The sequence below is a fragment of the Streptomyces sp. L-9-10 genome (assembly GCF_004151105.1).
GTDB lineage: Bacteria > Actinomycetota > Actinomycetes > Streptomycetales > Streptomycetaceae > Streptomyces.
This window is the reverse complement of record NZ_PHRF01000170.1, coordinates 1-18,731: the sequence shown is the minus strand read 5'-3', so window position 1 is coordinate 18,731 and position 18,731 is coordinate 1. Positions and strand designations below refer to the sequence as shown.

Annotated in this window: 14 protein-coding genes and 1 pseudogene; 11 read left to right on the top strand and 4 right to left on the bottom strand. The window is 74.4% G+C overall.

Annotation, left to right across the window (positions count from 1 at the left end):
- The first annotated feature begins 376 nt into the window (after positions 1 to 376).
- The 11 genes from CU044_RS37160 to CU044_RS37110 all read left to right on the top strand — a co-directional run bounded on the left by CU044_RS37160 (position 377) and on the right by CU044_RS37110 (position 13,329).
- Entirely contained in the window at positions 377 to 2,620 is a 2,244-nt protein-coding gene (locus tag CU044_RS37160) for a hypothetical protein (RefSeq protein ID WP_129773395.1), read from the top strand.
- A gap of 50 nt (positions 2,621 to 2,670) precedes the next feature.
- On the top strand, positions 2,671 to 3,204 hold the full coding sequence (locus CU044_RS37155; RefSeq protein ID WP_129773393.1) for a phage tail protein: 534 nt from the start codon (positions 2,671 to 2,673) through the stop codon (positions 3,202 to 3,204).
- Positions 3,205 to 3,355: 151 nt separating this feature from the next.
- A complete protein-coding gene (locus CU044_RS37150) occupies positions 3,356 to 3,967 on the top strand; it encodes a phage tail protein (protein ID WP_240046065.1) in 612 nt (203 codons plus the stop codon).
- Positions 3,964 to 4,590: a hypothetical protein gene (locus CU044_RS37145; RefSeq protein WP_129773389.1), complete on the top strand. Its 627-nt coding sequence runs from the start codon at positions 3,964 to 3,966 to the stop codon at positions 4,588 to 4,590. Before CU044_RS37150 ends, CU044_RS37145 begins: the two co-directional genes overlap by 4 nt.
- Positions 4,590 to 6,464, top strand: a complete 1,875-nt coding sequence (locus CU044_RS37140; protein ID WP_129773388.1) for a VgrG-related protein — start codon at positions 4,590 to 4,592, stop codon at positions 6,462 to 6,464. Before CU044_RS37145 ends, CU044_RS37140 begins: the two co-directional genes overlap by 1 nt.
- Before the next feature lie 18 nt (positions 6,465 to 6,482).
- Complete coding sequence (locus CU044_RS37135) at positions 6,483 to 6,911, top strand: GPW/gp25 family protein (protein ID WP_129773386.1); 429 nt, start codon at positions 6,483 to 6,485, stop codon at positions 6,909 to 6,911.
- A gap of 5 nt (positions 6,912 to 6,916) precedes the next feature.
- Positions 6,917 to 8,872, top strand: coding sequence for a putative baseplate assembly protein (locus CU044_RS37130; RefSeq protein ID WP_129773384.1), 1,956 nt, complete (start codon positions 6,917 to 6,919; stop codon positions 8,870 to 8,872).
- Positions 8,869 to 9,408 (top strand): phage tail protein, encoded by a 540-nt coding sequence (locus CU044_RS37125; RefSeq protein WP_129773382.1) that lies wholly within the window; start codon positions 8,869 to 8,871, stop codon positions 9,406 to 9,408. The genes CU044_RS37130 and CU044_RS37125 overlap by 4 nt, the downstream gene beginning before the upstream one ends.
- Before the next feature lie 989 nt (positions 9,409 to 10,397).
- Positions 10,398 to 11,321, top strand: a complete 924-nt coding sequence (locus CU044_RS38940; RefSeq protein ID WP_165372054.1) for a hypothetical protein — start codon at positions 10,398 to 10,400, stop codon at positions 11,319 to 11,321.
- A gap of 161 nt (positions 11,322 to 11,482) precedes the next feature.
- On the top strand, positions 11,483 to 12,040 hold the full coding sequence (locus tag CU044_RS37115; protein WP_129773378.1) for a hypothetical protein: 558 nt from the start codon (positions 11,483 to 11,485) through the stop codon (positions 12,038 to 12,040).
- A 53-nt stretch (positions 12,041 to 12,093) separates the two neighbouring features.
- On the top strand, positions 12,094 to 13,329 hold the full coding sequence (locus tag CU044_RS37110; RefSeq protein WP_129773376.1) for a hypothetical protein: 1,236 nt from the start codon (positions 12,094 to 12,096) through the stop codon (positions 13,327 to 13,329).
- A 175-nt stretch (positions 13,330 to 13,504) separates the two neighbouring features.
- Here the strand turns inward: CU044_RS37110 and CU044_RS37105 are convergent, their stop codons facing one another.
- The 4 genes and pseudogenes from CU044_RS37105 to CU044_RS37090 form a co-directional block, all read right to left on the bottom strand.
- Positions 13,505 to 15,016: a PHB depolymerase family esterase gene (locus CU044_RS37105; RefSeq protein WP_129773374.1), complete on the bottom strand. Its 1,512-nt coding sequence runs from the start codon at positions 15,014 to 15,016 to the stop codon at positions 13,505 to 13,507.
- A gap of 229 nt (positions 15,017 to 15,245) precedes the next feature.
- Entirely contained in the window at positions 15,246 to 16,745 is a 1,500-nt protein-coding gene (locus tag CU044_RS37100) for an NAD(P)/FAD-dependent oxidoreductase (RefSeq protein WP_129773372.1), read from the bottom strand.
- A gap of 58 nt (positions 16,746 to 16,803) precedes the next feature.
- Positions 16,804 to 18,507 carry an ABC transporter ATP-binding protein gene (locus CU044_RS37095; RefSeq protein ID WP_129773370.1) on the bottom strand — a complete coding sequence of 568 codons (1,704 nt, stop codon included), beginning with the start codon at positions 18,505 to 18,507 and terminating at the stop codon, positions 16,804 to 16,806.
- Positions 18,504 to 18,731: pseudogene (locus tag CU044_RS37090) on the bottom strand (SAM-dependent methyltransferase); the annotation flags it as partial. The pseudogene CU044_RS37090 and the gene CU044_RS37095, both read right to left, overlap by 4 nt.

Below are 18,731 nucleotides of genomic sequence, written 5' to 3'. Positions count from 1 at the left end.
TGGTGCCGCCCGACGCGAGGATCGCTTCGCCCGCCGCCCGTTTGGCGAGCGCCCAGAGGCCCACCGGATCGTCGCCCTGTGCGCAGAGCACGGTGAAGCGCCCGCGCCCTCGCGTTCGTCCGTGTCCGAGCCCGCCCCCGGGCCCGCCCCGGGCAGTGCCCCGGCATCGCGGAGCTGGGAAGCCGCATGGAGCCTCAACCAGTCCCGCCGCCTCGCCCGTCCCGCCGCCCAGGATCCCGGCGGAGAACTCCGGCGCGCCTCGACGGAGCTTCCCGGCCCGGCCGCACCGCCGCGGACGGGCGCGCCCCGCGCCCCGCGCGCCGGCCGCCCGGCCGGACGGGACGTGGCACCGTCCCGGGAGGCCGACCCAGTGGGCGTGCCCACCACCGCTGCCCCCGCGTACACCGGCGGCTCCGGCACCACCGGTGCGCACACCCCCTCCGACGACGACGGCGGACGACCGGACGACGCGTCGGCCGACCGGACGGCGGCCCCGGCCCCGGCGCCCACCGGACCCGCGCCCGCGCCCGCGGCCATGTCCGCGTCCGCCACCGCGGTCGGGTTTGTGCCCGCGTCCGCCGCCGGGCCGTCGACCACGTCGACGTCCACGTTCGGCCCCGCTGCCACGGCGGGGTCCCCTTCCGGGACGGGGTCCGACCCCACGCCCGACCCCGAGCCCGACCCCGAGCCCGGAGCGGGAGCCCCCTACGGAGCGGGCTCCGACTCCGGGACGGACTCGGACTCCGGGGCGGACTCCGACACCGGGGCCGAACCCGCCTGGGGGATACGCGCCCCTGCCGGGGCGCGGTCCACGGCGAGGGGGGAAACCGTGCCCGCGACGGAGCCCGCCCGGCGGATGGAGACCGAGACCTCGCCCGCGACGGAGTCCCTGACCGAGGCGATGTCCCTGCCCGAGACGGTGTCCCTGCCCGGATACGCGTCCGCCCCCGGGGCGGAGCACGTTCCGGCGGTGGGGAGCGCACCCGGGGCGGAGTCCGCCTTGAGCATGGAGCCCCTGCCCGGGGCGGAGTCCGCCCCAAAGGCGCACACCGTGCCCGAACCGGGGCCGTCGGCCGACGCCGGACCGGTCCCACCGGCCAGGAGCCGGCCCGGCGCCGTCCGGCAGCCGGGCGCCGGAACCGGCTCCGCCCTGCCGTGGAGCACGGAGAGCGGCACCATGCCGTCGTCGACCGGCGCCCTGTCGCCCACCGTCCGGCCGGAACCACCGGTCCGGGCCGCCGGACACCGGGCCACCGGGCACCGGGCCACCGGGCATCAGGCCGCCGGGCACCGGACGGCCGGAGCCGCCGCCCCGCCGTCCCCCCGTCCGGAAGGACCGGCCCTGGTGCACCGGGGACCCGGTGCGCACGCCGGTGCGCTGCCGCCACCGCACCCTGCCGGATGGAGCGCCGCACACCGGGCGTCCGCTCCTCGGCCCGGTGCCGCTCCGGCGGCCGGGCCCGGGGACTTCCACGAGGTCGCCGTGCCCGGCGCGATGGCGCCCGCGATCGTGTCCGAGGCCGCCGCCCCACCACCGGCACCGCACTCCGGGGCGGGCGCGCCCGGCTTCCGCGCACCCGGGCCCACCGTCTCCGGCGCGCCCGCCGCCGGGGAGAGCGTGCCTCCGGTGGCGGCACCCGTGACGGTCTCCTCCAAAGGGAGCGCCGACGGACCCGCACTGCCCTCGACAGCCGTAGCCGCGGCGACCGTTCACCAGCCCGCCGCATCCGGGGCAGGCGCTCCCGGCCGCCCGGTGGCGGCCCCCGCCACGACCGGGGCCGAGGCCGTCGCGACCGGGGCGGCGGCCACGTCCCCGGCCGACATCCTCCCGCCCACCGGACGGGAGGCGCCCACCCCGGCCCTCCCGCCGTCCTCGCCGGGAGCGGCACCGGAGGCGGCTCCGTTTCCGGCCGGGGCGCCGGTGTCCGCGGCGGAGGCGACCGACGCCCCGCCCCGGCCGGCGCTGCGCCTGGTGCACTCGGCCGCGACGGCGGCGTCCGGCGAACCGGCGGGCGCGCTGTACGTGGTCCCGCAGCACCGTCCGACGGGCGGCCCCCCGGCACATCCGGCCACCGACGAACGGGAGGCGGCGGCCGGGGCGCCCCGGCTGGCCGCCGGGGCCGAGACGCTGGTGTCCCTCGGGTCGCTCGTGGACATCCGTGCGGCGGCCAGCCGGCCCGGCGGCCCCGCCCCGGGACTCCACCACGTACGTCGGCCGGTCCACGGCGACGGCACTCCGGGCGGCCCCGACCGGGCCCCGGTGGCGACGGCGGTGGAGGGCGGAGGGGCGGACGTCCCACCGATGCCCCCGCCGCCGTCCCCGGAGCCGTTCCCGTCCGCGTACCCGGGGGCGTCGGCACCGTCCTTCCCGCCGTTCTCCGGCGGGCCGGGGGGCAGCGGGCCCGGCGACGGCGGGTCCTGGGGCCTACCGCCCGGAGGGACCGGCGGGCAGTCGCCCGGGGACGCGTCGGCTCTGCACTGGAACGTGCTGTCCGCCCTCGACCACCCGGCGGTCCTGGACGCGCTGGCCCATCGGCTGCACGACCGCATCCTCACGCACGTGCGCCGGGAGCTCGTGGTGGAGCGCGAGCGCCAGGGAGTGCTGTCGCCCCGCTGGTGACCGCCCTCCCCGTGCGCCGGACGAGACACATCCTCGGAAAGGTTGGGAAAATGAACGCAGGCCAGTTCGCCAAGGGCCTGAACAAGAGCGCCGACGCGTTCTTCGGATCCGTGAGCATGGCGCACAGCTTCACCGTGGCCATCGACCGGAGCCGGTACGAACTCGGTGACTGGGCAGGCGCGTCGGGGCTCAACGTCACCTGGCAGATGAGCGAGTACCGGGCGGGCGACCGCTGGAACCACCCGCTCATCTACCCGGGCGTCCCGAAGTATCAGAACATCAAGCTCTCCCGGGCCGCGTGCGCGGACTCCCAGGTGGTCCAGGAGTGGCTCACCGAGACCTCCCTGCGGAACGAGCCGCTGACCGGCGCGATCGCCCTCGTGAACTGGCTGGGGGCGCGCACGGTCACCTGGGAACTCCGGGAGTTCTTCCCGGTCTCCTGGGGCATCGGCGAGTTCAACGCCGGCCAGGGAAAAGTGGCCATGGAGACCCTGGAACTCGTGCACACCGGGTTCCTGAGCGACGACTTCGCGCCCGGCAGGCCCGGCCCGATGCCGGGACCGGGGATGCCCCGGATGTACTGAGCGGACGCCTCTCCGCGACCCCTTGTTCCGCCCCCCGCCCCCGCCCCCCGGGACCCCGGACCAACCGCCCCCCCCGCCCGACACCGGCCGTGCGCGCCCGTCCGCGCCGCCCGCCCGGACCGATCCGCCCGCGGTGCCCCAAGGAGCCGACATGACACAGAAGTTGCCGGGCATGGCCTGGTCCCACCCCGGCCAGGCCATGGGGCAGCTGCCGCATATGGCGGGCGCCGTGCTCGACCAGCGAGCGCCCCGGCAGCCGGCCCGCTACCCGAGCGCCGGCATGGCCATGCGGTTCCACGTCACGCTGGACGAATGGGGGACGGACCTCGGGCTGTGGGCGTCCTGCCGGGGTCTTCAGGTGCGGTTCGCGTCCAAGGAGATCAGCGAGGGCGGCCAGTACTTCGACACCGCGCTGCTGCCCGACCGGCTGGACTACAGCACCGTCACCCTGGAACGGGTGATGACCCAGGAGGACTCGCCCCAACTCCAGTCGTGGCTGGCCCGGGTGGCGGCGGGCTGGGTCGGCAACGAGTACGACGGCGGCCTGGAGGAGTACGAGGGACAGACCCTGACCATCAGGCTGTTCGACGCCCAGGGGCGCGTGGTCACCAGCTGGGTGCTCCAGAACGCCTACCCCAAGGAGTGGGTGGGGCCCGACCTCAGCGCCCAGAGCACCTCCGTGGCGATCGAGCGGATCTCCTTCGAGCACGGCGGGTTCCTCCAGTCCGCCCCCGGCCAGGGCGCGGCGGGGGTGGCCCGGTGACCGGTGTGACGGGCGGCGGCTCGCTCCAGCGCGTCGTCACCAGGGCGCAACTGCGGAGCAGGCACGAGACGGTCGTCTTCCAGTTCAACCCGACCGAGATCAGCATCTCGCACAACGCCGAGGGGCTCGCGGACCCCATCGGGCCGCAGGACAAGGAGGACGCCCGAGCCTTCGTGCACTCCATCGCCACCCGCGGGTCGACGCGGCTGGTGGTCTCCTCACTGGTGTTCACCGGCGAGCGCTGCCAGACGATCGTGGCCACCCTTATGGACTGGGTCGCCGAGCGCCCGCCGCCCGGCGGCAAGGGCAAGGGGCGCAGGGAGCCGCTGAGGTTCGAGTGGGGCGCCGCCGACCGGGGCTTCGACTACTCCGTGGAGCTCATGCGGTTCGACTGCACCTACACCCGCTTCAGCCGGGGCGGCCGTCCCATCCGCGCGGAACTGCGCAACCTGACCCTCCATGTGCTCGGTCACGGGGCCGGTGACGCGGCGGAGCGGGGCGGGCACGTCAATCCGGCCATCGGAGCGCAGCGCGGGAACAGGCGCCCCGCCGGCCTGCCCGACGACGCCGCGCTCGGCCCCAACACCGATCCCGGCCGCGCCTGGGTGAAGGGACGGTTCTGATGACCGACGCGACGACCGGCGCTCCGCCGCCGCCCACGGCGGCCACCGTCCGGGTCGGCGGAGCCGCCGCGCGGGCGCTGCCGGACGACCTCCAGGCCCGCGTCCTGCGAGCGGTGGTGGACAGCCGCACACATCTGCCGGCCATGGTCGAGATCACCTTCCGCGACGACGACGCCGACATCCTCGACCGGACCGGCATCACCTTCGGCAGCCGGATCGAGGTGTGGACGGACGCCGGCGAGAGCGGTGAGCCGGCCCTCGTCGGGGCCGGCGAGGTCACCGCCGTCGAAGGGGAGTACGTCGACCTGTCGATGATCACCGTCGTACGCGCCTACGACGCCGGGCACCGGCTCCAGCGCCGCTCCCGGGTGCGGACCTTCGAGAACGCGACGGACTCCGACATCGCCCGCCGGGTCGCCCGGGAGGCCGGGCTGCGCGTGGGCCGGGTGGAGCCGACCCGCACCTCGCACCGGCACATCGGCCAACTGAACCAGACCGACTGGGACTTCCTGACCTGGCGCTGCCAGGAGATCGGCTACGAGTTCGGCGTCGCCGAGGACGGCTTCTTCTTCCGGCCCGTCGCCGGGGCGCGGGACACCCCCATCCCGCTCGAACTCCAGCGCGACCTGTGGACCTTCCGGCCCCGGGTCACCGCGGGCAACATGGCGCCCGAGGTGGAACTGAGGGCGTGGGACCCGCTGGAGGCGCGCGTCGTCTCCACCACGGTGGACACCGCCGCGCACACCGCCGACCTGGACGGGACGACCGTCTCCGAGGCCGTCCGCGGCGCCGCCGGCTCCTGTCCCCCGGCGCCGCCGCCGGCCGGCGATCCCTCGCGGGGGCCCGCCGCCACGGCGAACGGGCACATCGTGACGGGCACCCTGCCGGCGGTCGGCGCGGCCCTCGGCGCGGCCACCCGGGAGGCGGTCCAGGGACCGGCGGGCCGGCTGGGCGGCAGCTTCGCCGAGGCCCAGGGCATCGCCCTCGGCGACCCCCGGCTGCGGGCCGGGGCCGCCGTCCGGGTGGCCGGGGCGCCGCCGCTGTTCTCCGGAACGTGGACGGTCGCGGCCGCCCAGCATGTCTTCGACGCCCTGGAAGGCGGGTACCGCACCCGGCTCCAGCTCGGCAGCGCCGAGGACCGCACCCTGCTCGGGCTGACGGCGGGCGCGGCCGGCGCGAGTGCGCCGGGGCCGCGCGCCGAGGGCCTGATGTGCGGGGTGGTGACCGACGTCAACGACCCGGAGGACACGGGCCGGGTGCGGGTGTCGCTGCCCTGGCTCGACCCGTCGTTCGTGACGGACTGGGCCCCCGTGGTGCAGGCGGGCGGCGGGCGCCGGGCCGGGGCGATGCTGCTGCCCGACGTGGACGACCAGGTGCTGCTGGGGTTCGAACTCGGCGACTCGCGGCGTCCGTACGTCGTCGGCGGGGTGCTGAGCAAGGCCAGCGACTACCGGCCGGCGGGCCCCGCCGTCGAGGCGACCGGCCACACCGCGGAGGTCGTCCGGCGGGGCATCGTCTCGCCGTCCGGCAACATGCTGGCCTTCCACGACAAGATGCCCCCCTCTCCCCAACAGCCGCCGACCGCCTCGGCGATCGTGCTGGGCACCCGGGACGCCTCCCTCGGCCTGGCCATCGACCAGGTCGCCGGCACCCTGACACTCACCTGCCGGCCACGGCCGCCGGACAGCAAGGCCGCCGCCGGCCGGCTGCACATCGACTGCGGCGACGGCGGGACGGTGGAGATCAGCGCCGGCCAGGGAGGCAACGTCAGCATCGACGGGGGCGCCAGCCTCAGCCTGCGTGCCCAGTCGTCCATCAGCATCGAGAGCACCGGCACCGTTGCCATCAAGGGCTCCACGATCGAACTCAATTGAGTCACGGAGGTGGCCACCATGGCCGACGACTTCATCGGGACGGGCTGGGCCTTCCCTCTCGGGGTGGGCGACCACCGGTCCGTCCGTACGGTCACCGGGACCGCGCTGCTGGAGCAGTCCATGCGGCTGATCCTGACGACGTACCCCGGTGAGCGCCCGATGCGCCCCCACTTCGGCTCCCGGCTGCGCGACTACGTCTTCGCCGGCACCGACCCCGTCACCCTCGACGAGGTCGGCCGAGAGGTCACCGCGGCCCTCACCGCCTGCGAACCCCGTGTCACCGTCCAGTCGGTGCTGGCGGCACCCGACCCCGATGAGCCCTCTCTGATGAACATCGCGATCACCTATGAAGTGAAGGGGTCCAACGACCACCGCAACATGGTCTTCCCCTTCTACACCCTTCCGGACGACGAACCCGCTCCGGCCGAGCAGGACGCAGGAGCCTGACCGTCATGCTGCCCACCCCCGATCTGGACGACCGGCGTTTCCAGGACCTCTACGAGGAGGCGCTGCGGCTCATCGCGCGCCGCTGCCCGGAGTGGACGGACCACAACCCCTCCGATCCCGGGCTGACGCTCGTCGAGGCGTTCGCCATGATGACCGACCACACCCTCTATCGGCTCAACCAGGTGCCGGACCGGCTGTACGCGAAGTTCCTCGACCTCGTCGGGCTGCGCATGCTGCCGCCGGTCGCCGCCCGCACGCCGGTCACCTTCTGGTCGACCGCCCCGGTCACCGACGCGCCGCTGGTGATCCGCCGCGGCACCCGGGTGGCCACCGTGCGCACGGAGACCGAGGAGGCCGTCGTCTTCCGCACCGACGAGGACGTCGCCCTGGTGCCGGGCGCGCTGGTTCACGTGATGACGCGGCCCTCCGGGGACGGGCCGCCGGAGCCCGCCGGCTTCGGCGGCCAGGGCGTCCGCACGCCCTTCCCCGCCTTCGGCGCCGAGCCGGAGCCGGGCGACGCCCTGCTGTTCGGCCTGGAGCGGGCGGTGCCCGGCTGCGCCGTGCGCGTCGCGTTCGACGGGCGGATCGACGGCGTCGGTGTGGACCCGGAGGCGCCGCCGCTGGCCTGGGAGGCATGGGACGGCGCGATGTGGCGGCCGTGCGAGGTGTCCGAGGACGGGACGGGCGGCCTCAACCGCTCCGGGCACGTGGTCGTCCACGTGCCCGCCGAACACGCCGGGGCGGTGATCGGCGGCGAGACGGCCGGCTGGCTGCGGGCCCGGGTGCGGGAACCGGAACCGGGCCGGCCCGGCTACACGGCAAGCCCCGTCGTGCACGGGGTGAGCACGGCGGTGGTGGGGGCGACGGTCACCGCGACCAACGTCGAGATCGTCGACGGCGAGGTCCTCGATGACGCCGAGGGGGTGCCCGGCCAGCGCTTCGAGGTCCCCGTCCGCCCGCTGCTCACCCCGTACGGCGAACCGGTGCTGGAGACGCTCGCCCCCGGCGGCGAGACCGACTGGGAGAGCTGGAGCCCGGTGGACGACTTCACCGGCAGCGGGCCCGGCGACCGGCACTTCGTGCTGGACGCCGCGGCCGGCGAGGTCCGGCTGGGGCCGGCCGTACGGGAGGCGGACGGCTCGCTGCGCCGGTACGGCGCGGTCCCGGAGAAAGGTGCCGCGGTGCGCCTGCGGGGCTTCGCGGTCGGCGGCGGCACCCAAGGCAACGTCGCCGCCGGCGCGGTGCGCGCGCTGATGTCCTCGCTGCCGTTCGTCGCGGCGGTGGAGAACCGCCGGCCGGCCCGCGGCGGCGCCGACGGGGAGACCCTCCCGGAGGCGGTGGCCAGGGGCCCGCTCCTGCTGCGCCGCAGCAACCGGGCGGTGACCGCCGAGGACTTCGAGTCCCTGGCCCACGAGGCCGCGCCCGAACTGGCCCGTATCCGCTGCCTGCCCGCCGAGGAGCCGGGCGGTGTGCGGCTGTTGGTGGTGCCGGCCGCCCCGGTCGGCGAACGGGTCCGGCTGGAGCACCTGGTACCCGGGCAGGACACCCTCGACCGGGTGGCGCGCCGGCTGGAGGAGGTCCGCCTGGTCGGCACCCGCGTCATGGTCGAGCCGCCGCTCTACCGGGGCGTGACGGTGGTGGCCGCCATCACCGCCGACCGCCGGGCCCGCGCCGAGCGGGTACGGCGGGATGTCGAGGAGGCGCTGTACCGCTTCCTTGACCCGCTGCCCGGCGGCGGACCGCAGGGCGAGGGGTGGCCGTTCGGCCGTCCCGTCCAGGTCGGTGAGGTCTTCGCGCTGCTGCAACGTGTCGACGGGGTCGACCTGGTGGACGACGTGCGCCTGTTCGCCGCGAACCCGGTCACCGGGGAGCGCGGGCAGGAGACCCGCCGTGTCGAGCTGACCGCCCACAGCCTGGTCGTCTCCTACGACCACCACATCAGGGTGGAGGAGGGCCGGTGAGAGCCGCGGTCGAGGGCCTGGGCAGCCCGTACTCGCTCGCCGAGCTGCTGCCGACGGTCTTCCGGGAGGACCCGTTCACGGTGCGGTTCACCGCCGGGTGGGACGAGGTGGTGGCGCCCGTGGCCACCACGCTGGACTGCCTCGATGCCTATCTGGACCCGTGGCTCGCCCCGGAGGACTTCCTGGTCTGGCTGGCCGACCGGCTGGGCACCGGGCTCGACGAGAACTGGCCCCTGGCGCGCAAGCGGGCGGTCACCGCGCACGCCCTGCGCGGCCACCGCACCCGCGGCACCGGCGAAGGGCTACGGGCCCGGCTCGCCCTGGCCACCGGGGGTGAGGTCGAGCTGCACGACTCCGGCGGGGTCCACACCTCGGTCCGGCCGGAGACCCCTTTCCCCGACCGGGCGGCATCCGGCGTGGTGGTCCGGGTCACCGTCGAGCACGAGCAGGACGCCGACCCCGTCGAACTGGAAGCGCTGGTACGGGAGTGCCTGCCCGCGCATGTGCCCTGTCACCTGGAGGTGGTCCGCCGATGATCACATGTCGCCGCTGCGACAAGCGCAACCGGGACGCCGACGCGTTCTGCGGGAAGTGCGGGGCCTTCCTGGAGTGGTCCGGGGAGCGTGCCGTCCCGACGGTCTCGGAAGAAGTGCGGGCCGAGGCCGAGGCCGCCGCCGAGCCCCGCGATGTGCCGCTGTTCCGCAGGGTCACCCTGGGGGTGAGCCGGCTCATGGCGCCACCCGCCACCGGCGCCCCGGTGCACGTGCCCAACGGCCCCTTCGGCGTGCGCCCACCGGGCGTGGGCGGGCCCCCGGGCCTCGGCGGCCCACCCCGCCCGGCCGGCCTCGGCGGCCCACCACGCCCGCCGGGTCCGGGCGGCCCGCCACGCCCGCCGGGTCCGGGCGGCCCACCACGCCCGCCGGGTCCGGGCGGCCCAACCACACCACCACCAGGTCTGGGCGGCCCGCCACGGCCCCCGGGACTCGGTGGTCCACCCACACCACCCCCCGGTCTGGGTGGTCCACCCACACCACCTCCAGGTCTTGGTGGCTCATCCCGTCCCCCGGGACTCGGCGGCCCGCGCACACCACCCCCCGGCCTAGGTGGTCCACCCACACCACCCCCAGGACTCGGTGGCCCGCCGCGACCCCCGGGACTCGGCGGTCCACCCGCACCACGTCCCGGTCTGGGCGGCCCACCCACACCACCCCCCGGTCTGGGCAGTCCGCCCACGCCACCCCCCGGTCTGGGTGGCTCATCCCGTCCCCCGGAACTCGGCGGCCCGCGCACACCACCTCCCGGTCTGGGCGGCCCGCGCACACCACCCCCCGGTCTGGGCAGTCCACCCACACCACCCCCCGGTCTCGCTGCGCCGTCCTCGTCGCCGCAGGCGCCCGGCCGGGTCGCCCAGGCCGGCCAGGCCGCTCAGGCCGACCGGGCAACCGTCGGCGATGCGTCCGGAGGGGAGCGACGCGAGGAGGCGGCCCGTGCGCGGGACGCCGCCCTGATCGCGCCCCTGCCCCCCGTGCCGGACGACGACACGGACGAGGGCCTCGGGGACGACCGCGAGCCGGACGCCGTCCTCCCGCAGGCCCCGCCGTCCCCGCGCCCCCGGCGGGAGCACCGCACGGCGCGGGCCAACACCATCCAGCCGGGGCACCTCGTCTGCGGTGACTGCGGCCAGGGCAACGCGCCCGCACGGCGGTTCTGCTCCCGCTGCGGGTCGGAGCTGAACGAGGCCGTGGTGGCCCGCGCGCCCTGGTGGCACCGGCTGCGTCCGCGGCGGGGGCCCCGGATCGTCTCCCTGGGGGCGGCCGACGGGACCGACCGCGGGGCCGGACCGTCCGTGGCCCCCGGCGAGCGCGGACGGAAGTTCTGGGTCGGGATCAAGGTGGTGGCGGGCTTCATGTTCTTCGTGTCCTCCTTCCTCTACGCCTCGTACGCGCCGTTCCGCAACGAGGTCAACCGCCAGGTCACCGCCGTGCGCACGGGTGTGAAGGACGTGGTGGAGTCCCGCTACTCACCGGTCCGGCCCGACGGGGCGGTGGCCGCGAAGTCGGCCAAGGGGCACGCCCCGGGGAAGGCGATCGACATGAACACCGCCACGTACTGGTCGGCGTCCTACGACCCGGACGACCCCTCCGCCGACAACAAGGTCTCGCTGACCATGAAGTTCGACCGCGTCGTCAGCCTGAACCAGCTGATCATCCACGCCGGAGCGGTCGACGAGTTCACGGACCACGGCCGCCCGCGCCGCGTCTTCCTGAAGTTCACCAACGAGAAGCAGGTGATGCTCACTCTCCAGGACACCGCCAAGCCGCAGAAGTTCGCCCTGAAGAACGCGGTCGGCATCAAGACGGTGCGGATCACCGTCGCCGACGTGTTCCCCTCGCCGAAGGGGGACGACGTGGCGGTCTCCGAGCTGGAGTTCTTCTCGCTGCTGTCCTGAGCGCGGTCCTGAGCGCGGTCCTGAGCCACGGCGGGGCCGGCCGCGTCTCCGGTGCACGCCCCGCCGGGCCGTCGTCCACTGCCCGGATGGCTACCTCTTCGTACCTCGTCGTCCGCTCGTGGGAGGACGAAGCTCGGGACGGAGCGACAAGGAGACACAGAATGATGCTGCCCCAGGAGAACATCTCCACGGCCAAACAGTTCCTCGCGCCGGAGGACGGACCCGACCTCCCCGAGACGTGGGCGATCCATGACCACCTCGGGCAGTTGCTCCAGACGGACGCCGCCACCTGGGCGTACCCCGAGCCAGGCCCCCTGGACGGCGTGCTGAACGAATGGCTGACCGAGGCCGAGCAGAGCGAGTTCCTCATGCTCACCGGCCAGGCCGACGCGGAGTCGGCCGAGCGGTTCTCGCAGTGGTTCCTGGCCGTGCTGGAGCGCTGGAAGTGGCAGCAGGACCAGTACGCGCAGGAGCTGGCGGAGCAGTCGTACGCGGAGCAGTCGTACGGGCAGGAGCAGCCCGTGGCGGAGCCGTACGCGCCGGAGCAGCACCCGGAGGAATCGCCGTTGCAGGGCGCGGATCTGGAGCGGTTCAACCAGACCGTCTACGCCGTGATCAGCGAGGCGGTGGCGGAGTGCAGCGCGGAGCACGTGGTGGCGCCCGACCAGATCGAGAGCCTCACACAGGTCGCCTACGAGGCGATCTTCGCGAGTCCCTGATCCGGGACCCGCCCTCCGACCAGCGCCCACACACCAGTCAAGGACACAGCACGATGACCGAGAGCACTCTTCCCCTGCCGGGCGCCGGCAACGGCGCCACGCCTCCGCCGGTGCCGATGAAGCCGCCGCCGGCCGTCAAGCCGAAGGTCCCCGAGGCGACCTTCGCCAACGCCGTGCGCGGAGCGCTGCCCCGGTACGCCGGCGTCCCGATCTTCCAGGCCGCACGCCAAGGCGACCTGCGCCAGAACCTGCCGCAGGCGCAGGTGCGGCAGGTCATCCGCTACAGCCTGGAGGAGACCACCCGGGGCCCCGCCGAAGCCGTCCGGGAGTTCACCCTCGACCGGGTCGCCGAGACCCCGGACACGGTCCGCGACGACCTTCAGCTCCTCGCCCGGCACGGGGTGGCCTCCTGGGAGGCACTGGCGCAGGCTGACATCGGCGTGCGCGAGGAGGTGATGGACGAGGTCTTCAGGCGCGACACCACCGAGGCGAACACGCGTTTCGACGTCAACGCCAAAGCCGCCAAGGCGCGCCTGGAGGCGCGCAATACGGAACTCGGCCTGCGGGACGAGGCCGGCGTCGAGCAGGCCGCGCGGGAGTACTCCGCCGCGGTCCGCGGCACCACTCCGCCGCGCGCGACGCCCGCCACCGACCTCTCCCGGCAGGACACCCGGCCCCCGTGGGACATCCTTGCCTCCAACGGCTTCCACCCCCGCCGGCCCAACCCGGTGGAGACGGTGCGCGACCTCCTCGGCGCCCTGCACGCCTTCAGCAACATCCCGGAGGCGACCCGCGAGTACAAGAAGACCAACGGCAATCTCGGCGCGCTCATCGGCGCCGTGGCATGCAGCCGGGGCGCCCAGTACCTGGGCGCGGGGCAGGCCAGCTCCGGTTTGTCCGCCACGGGGTTCGACTACGTCTACGCCTTCAAGTCGGTCGCGGAGCTGGGAATGCGGGAGGTCTCGGAGGACGAGCTGCACAACCTCTGGGGGCGGCCGGGCAAGCGGGTCCCCGACCTCAACCGAGAGGTGCGGCTCTTCGTCAAGGGCCACACGCTGGAGACCGCGGAGCGGATAGCCGTCTTCCACGGCGCGACGACGGGCGGCGACGAGCTCACCTTCCTCACCCCGCTCAGGACGGAGGACATCCTCGCGTGGAAGATCACCACCACCAGGGACCGGCTCTCCAGCCTGGAGAAGGACGTCTGGTACGACTTCAACGCCGACGCCGTCCAACGGCGGGCCGAGCTGGACAAGCAGCGGGACACCTTCTTCACCCTGACCGGGTGACCCGCTGACCCACCCCCGCACCGCTGACCCACCCCCGCGCCGCCGACCCACCCCCGCGCCCGGCCCGCCCCTCCCTGAGACGTCCCCCGACGTCCCGGCGGGGGGGACGGGCCGGCCCGGCTACACGGCGGCGGTGCGGGCCGGCGGTCTGCGCCCGCCGTGCGACCCGGGCACGCTACTCCCACTCCACCGTGAGCGTCGCCCCCGCACCCGGCCTCAGGAACACATACGCCGTGGAGGCAGGCGCCGAGGCGAGGCGGAGGCGGGCCTGTGTGATGCCGGCCGGGTTGACCGCGGTGAAGGCGGTGGAGCTCTTCGTGCCCGAGGTGAAGGCGCCGATCTCCGCCGCCTCGGCCGTCGAGGCCGGGGCCGACCAGTCGTCGGCGGCCGTCGCGCAGGTCGCCCCGAAGCAGCCGGACCTGATGTCGACGACCAGCCGGTTGCCCGCCGCCCAGGGGTCGCCGGCGCCGCTCGCGCGCGTCACCGTCACGAACGCCCGCTTCACGCGCGCGCCGTCCGGGAGGGACGAGGTGTCGAACGAGAACAGGGCCCGGTTGTGCAGCCCGTCCGCACCCCGGCCGACCGCGACCCCGAGGCTTCCCTCCAGCGTGCCGACGGCCGGGCCCGCGCCGGTCGCGGACGCCTTCACGTAACCGTCGTCCGCGGCCAGGCTCGGCAGTACGGCGGTCCCCGGGCCGGGTTCGGGATCCGGTCCGGGGCCAGGGGATCCGGCGCCGTCCAGGTCCCAGAACAGGCCGATCCGGTACGAGGCACACAGCCCGACGTCGAGGATGTACGCGCCCGCGGTGCCGCACTGCTCCGGTCCGGTGCCCGGGTCGACCGGCTGGCCGTGTCCCATGCCGGTCAGCGAGTAGGTCTCCACCACATCCCGTCCGGCGCCGTCGCGGTACACAGCGTGTGGATAACCGGCCACGGTGCCGGTGGCGTCGGCCGTCGCGTCCGTACCGTGGACGGCCGTCCACTGCTCCACCGTCTCCGTCAGATTGGCCGGGACGACCGTCGTGTCCGTCGTCCCCTGCCAGACGGAGACCGTGGGCCAGGGGCCGCCGTAACCGGGGTACGCGGCACGTACCTTGTCCCCCCAGGCCGACGGCGACAGGTTCGTCCCCGGGTTCATGCAGCCGTACGCGGCGATCACGCTCGTCGCGCACGCGTACGGCAGCCCGGCCACCGGCGCCCCGGCGGCGAAGACGTCCGGGTAGGAGGCCAGCATGACGTTGGTCATCGCGGCCCCGGCCGACAGCCCCGTCGCGTAGACACGGGCGGCGTCGCTGCCCAGATCGCTCTTCATCCGGTCCGTCATCTGCTTGACCGACAGCGCCTCGCCCGCGCCGCGGCCGATGTCACCGGATTCGAACCAGTTGAAGCAGGAGTTGAGGTTGTTGCCCGGCTGCTGCTGGGGCAGCAGCAGCGCGAAGCCCCACTGGTCCGCCCACTTCGTCCAGCCGGTCTCCGCGTCGTACGCCGCGGCCGACTGCGTGCAGCCGTGCATCGCCACGACGAGGGGCCGTCCCGCGGGCAGGCCGTCCGGGACGTAGCGGAACATTCGCAGATTGCCGGGGTTCGTACCGAAGCCGGTCACTTCGGTGAGCGACGCGGCCCGCGCCTCGGGGACGAACCCGGGGCCGCCCGCGCCGAGCAGGGCGACCAGCAGAGCCAGCAGCATCCCCGCCGTGGTCAGCCGTCGCGCCGTGCTCCTCGGTGGCGCGCTCCTCGGTGACGCGCTTCTCGGTGACGCGCTCCGTTGCGCCGTGCCTCGTCGCGCCGTACCCCGTAGGGCAGTTCGCTTCGTCCAGGTGCTGTCCCGCATTGCGGCTCCCCTCGCATCCGTCTCCCTTGACGGTGTACGGACAATAGGGGGGCGCGCGGGCCGCGCAGGACGGCCCGGACCGCCATCAATCCCGCGGAGACGTGGGCTCCGGCCACATGGACAACGCCTGGGCGGAATCCGGGCCCAGCTCCGGCCGCTCCTTGATCCCGAATTCGCGGCGCAGAGCCGAAAGAGCGGCGAGATAGCCGGACATGCCGTGGACACTGGGCCCCGGCGGGGTCGACGCCGAGCAGAGATAGACCCCGGGCAGCGGGGTCCGGTAGGGGTCGAGCCGCGGGGTGGGGCGCAGCAGCGACTGCTTGAGGGTCATGGCCCCGCCGCCGATGTCCCCGCCCACGTAGTTCGGGTTGTACGCCTCGTACGCGGCGGCCGACATCCCGCGCTGGGCGACGATCGTGTCGGTGAACCCCGGCGCGTACCGCTCGATGCGCGCGCGCACCATCTCCAGCGGATCGGTGTCGTCGCCGTTCGGTACGTGCGCGTACGCCCATACCGGCCGCTTGCCGGGCCTGGCACGCCCCGGGTCGGTGGCCGCCGGGTCGACCAGCAGGACGAAGGGTTCGGACGTGGCGACGCCCTGGGCGGTCAGGGTCTCCTGGCGGAACATCTCCGCCTGGGTGCCCGCGAGATGGACCGTTCCGGCCTTGCCGACCTCCGGGTTGGCCCAGGGGATCGGCTCCGACACCAGGAAGTCGGCCTTCGCCGCCCCCGGGCCGTAGCGGAACGCGTCGAGCCCGCGCCGGTAGCGCGCGGGCAGCCGGTCACCGGCGATCGCGGTGAAACCCTTGGGGCTGGTGTCCAGGAACACCGCCTTCGCCTCGCCGAGTTCCCGCAGGTCCCCGATGGGGCGGTTGGTGTGGAACGTACCGCCGTGCGCGGTGATGTCGGCGGCCAGCGCCTCCGCGATCCGGGCGCTCCCGCCGCGCGGCAGCGGCCAGCCGGTGCCGTGCGCGAGATGGCCGAGCAGCAGGGCGACCCCGGCCGAGGCGAGCGTCGGCAGTCTGCCGATGGAGTGCGCGGCGACGCCGGCGAGCAGGGACTTCGCCCGCTCGCCGGCGAACCGCCCGGTGGCGAGCGGGGTCCCGTGCGCCAGCGCCCTGGTGGGGAGGAGCAGCGGGGCCAGCGGATCGCGCGGCAGCCCGCGCCCGCCGGAGAGGATCAGATCGACGACGCCCTCGCTGTGGTGCAGCAGCGGCGCCATGAGCCGGCGCCAGCGCCGCCCGTCGGGGCCGAGGTGCTCGCAGGTGGCGTCGAGATCGCGGTAGGCGAGCCCGGCGTCACCGGCGTCGAGGGGGTGCGCGTAACTGATCTCGGGGTGGAGCAGTTCGACCCCGCGCGCGCCGAGCCCGAACTCGCGGAAGAAGCGCGAGGCCGCGGCCATCGGGTGCACGGCGGAGCAGATGTCGTGGACGACGTCGTCGTCGAAGAGGGGCTCGGTGCGCAGCCCTCCGCCGATGGTGTCCCTGGCCTCGTAGAGCTCGACGGTGAGGCCGGCCCTGGCGAGCGTGACGGCGGCGGCCAGACCGTTGGGCCCGGTCCCGACGACGACGGCGTCCGCGGTCATGCGACAACCTCCCGAAGTGTCCCCGCGCCCGAGTATCCGGCCACGCCGCGGCCTTCCGTCACGCCGCGACCTCCTGGTGCCGGGAGAGCCGCTGGTACAGATCATCCGTCGTGGTCAGTTCCGTGTGGGTGCCGGTCGCCCGGACACCGCCCCGGTCGAGCACGATGATCTGGTCCGCCTGCGTGATCGTCGAGATCCGGTGGGCGATCGCGATCACCGCGCAGGTCCCGGAGATTGCGGTGATGGTGTCCCGGAGCGCGTCCTCCGCCTCGCTGTCCAGATTGGCGGTGGCCTCGTCGAGCAGCACGATCTCCGGCCGTTGCAGCAGCGTCCGCGCGATGGCCAGGCGCTGCTTCTGTCCGCCGGACAATCCGGCGCCGCGCTCGCCGAGTTCGGTCTCCAGGCCCTCGGGCAGGGCCCTGATCACCTCGCCGAGATGCGCCATGCGCAGCGCGTCCGCGATCTCCTTCTCGCCCGCGTCGGGCGCGGCGTAGGTGAGGTTCTCGCGGATGGTGCCCCGCATCAGGCTGTGGTCCTGCTCGACGTAGCCGATCTGGCCGCGTATCTGCTCCAGCGGCATGGTCGCCGTATCGGTCCCGCCCATCAGGACGGTGCCGGAATCGGGCCCGTAGAAGCGTTCGATGAGCTGGAAGACGGTGGTCTTGCCCGCCCCCGAGGGGCCGACGATCGCGGTGAGGCCCTTGTCCGGGACGGTGAAGGACACCTCGTCGAGGACGGCCTCCTCGCTGCCGGGGTACGTGAACGAGACGCGGTCGAAGGCGATCGCGTGGCCCCGGGTGGCGACGTGAGCGGCGTCCGGGTCGAGTTCCTCCTGCTCGATGCCGGCCAGTTCGCCGATCCGGTCCAGGGCCGCGCGGCCCTGCTGGAACTGGGCGATCGACATGAACAGCATCACCAGCGGCGACACCAGATAGAAGAGATACATCATGAACGAGGTCAGGTCCGCGGGCGGCATCGCGCCGGTCGCCACCCGGGCCATCCCCCAGGCGATGACGACCGTCAGGGCGACCTGCGTACCGACGTTCATGGCGGGCGTCAGCATCGCGGACAGCGCCGAGACCCGGACGCCGGAGCGGCGCGCCTTCTGCGCGAAGCCGGTGATGCGCTCGGTCTCGCGCTCTTCGGCGCGCGACGCCTTGACGGTGCTCATCGCGCCGAGCACGCGCATCAGCGCGGAGCCGAAGTCGCTGGTGTCCTCGCGGTTGATGACCGCCACCTTCCGCACCCGGCGGGCCAGCAGCAGCGACACGACGCTGGCGAGCCCCAGGCACAGCAGGGTCACGGCGAGGAGCAGCGGGTCGATCCACGCCATCAGCGCGATTCCGCCCAGGACCATGAAGCCGCTGGTGACGATCTGCGCCAGCGCCTGCGCCATGCAGATACGGGCGAGCGAGGTGTCGGTGACCATCCGCGTGAAGACGTCGCCCTGTTCCCAGCGCGCGAACGCGGCGGTACGGGAGCGCAGCAGCCGCGCGGTCAGGACATGGCGGATGTCGAAGACGATGTTCTCGCCGGCCCGGCCGATCGCGTAGGCGTGGGCGGCGGCGAGTGCCGCGTCCGTCACGAACAGCGCCGCCGCGAGCAGGATCGGTACGAGCAGGGAGCGGTCACCGGCGACCGCCTTGATCATCTCGCCGATGGCCAGCGGCTGCGCCAGTGTGGCCGCGGCTCCCAGGATCCCCAGGAGGGTGCCCGCCAGCAGGAGCACGCGGTGCCCGCGGGCTATCCCCCAGACGTTCACGCGTCGGCCTTGGTGTAGACGGTGACGAACATCGGCAGCTGTTCGCTGTAGGGCGCCTCGTCCCAGCTCGCGAACCGCTGTCCGGGTTCGAGGCCGGCGGCGCGCGCGTACGCGTCGACCTCGTCCGGGGTGGTGAGGCGGGAGGCCTCGGAGCCGACGCGGGTGGTGCCGTCCGACTCGTACCAGATGTGGGAGCAGAGCCAGATGTTGCCCTCGGGCAGCAG

Bases quoted from the DNA above. Each gene is read 5' to 3' on its own strand.
- CU044_RS37155 (WP_129773393.1), top strand. From the start codon at position 2,671: ATGAACGCAGGCCAGTTCGCCAAGGGCCTGAACAAGAGCGCCGACGCG.
- CU044_RS37150 (WP_240046065.1), top strand. From the start codon at position 3,356: ATGACACAGAAGTTGCCGGGCATGGCCTGGTCCCACCCCGGCCAGGCC.
- CU044_RS37140 (WP_129773388.1), top strand. From the start codon at position 4,590: ATGACCGACGCGACGACCGGCGCTCCGCCGCCGCCCACGGCGGCCACC.
- CU044_RS37135 (WP_129773386.1), top strand. From the start codon at position 6,483: ATGGCCGACGACTTCATCGGGACGGGCTGGGCCTTCCCTCTCGGGGTG.
- CU044_RS37130 (WP_129773384.1), top strand. From the start codon at position 6,917: ATGCTGCCCACCCCCGATCTGGACGACCGGCGTTTCCAGGACCTCTAC.
- CU044_RS37115 (WP_129773378.1), top strand. From the start codon at position 11,483: ATGATGCTGCCCCAGGAGAACATCTCCACGGCCAAACAGTTCCTCGCG.
- CU044_RS37110 (WP_129773376.1), top strand. From the start codon at position 12,094: ATGACCGAGAGCACTCTTCCCCTGCCGGGCGCCGGCAACGGCGCCACG.
- CU044_RS37105 (WP_129773374.1), bottom strand. From the start codon at position 15,016: ATGCTGCTGGCTCTGCTGGTCGCCCTGCTCGGCGCGGGCGGCCCCGGG.
- CU044_RS37100 (WP_129773372.1), bottom strand. From the start codon at position 16,745: ATGACCGCGGACGCCGTCGTCGTCGGGACCGGGCCCAACGGTCTGGCC.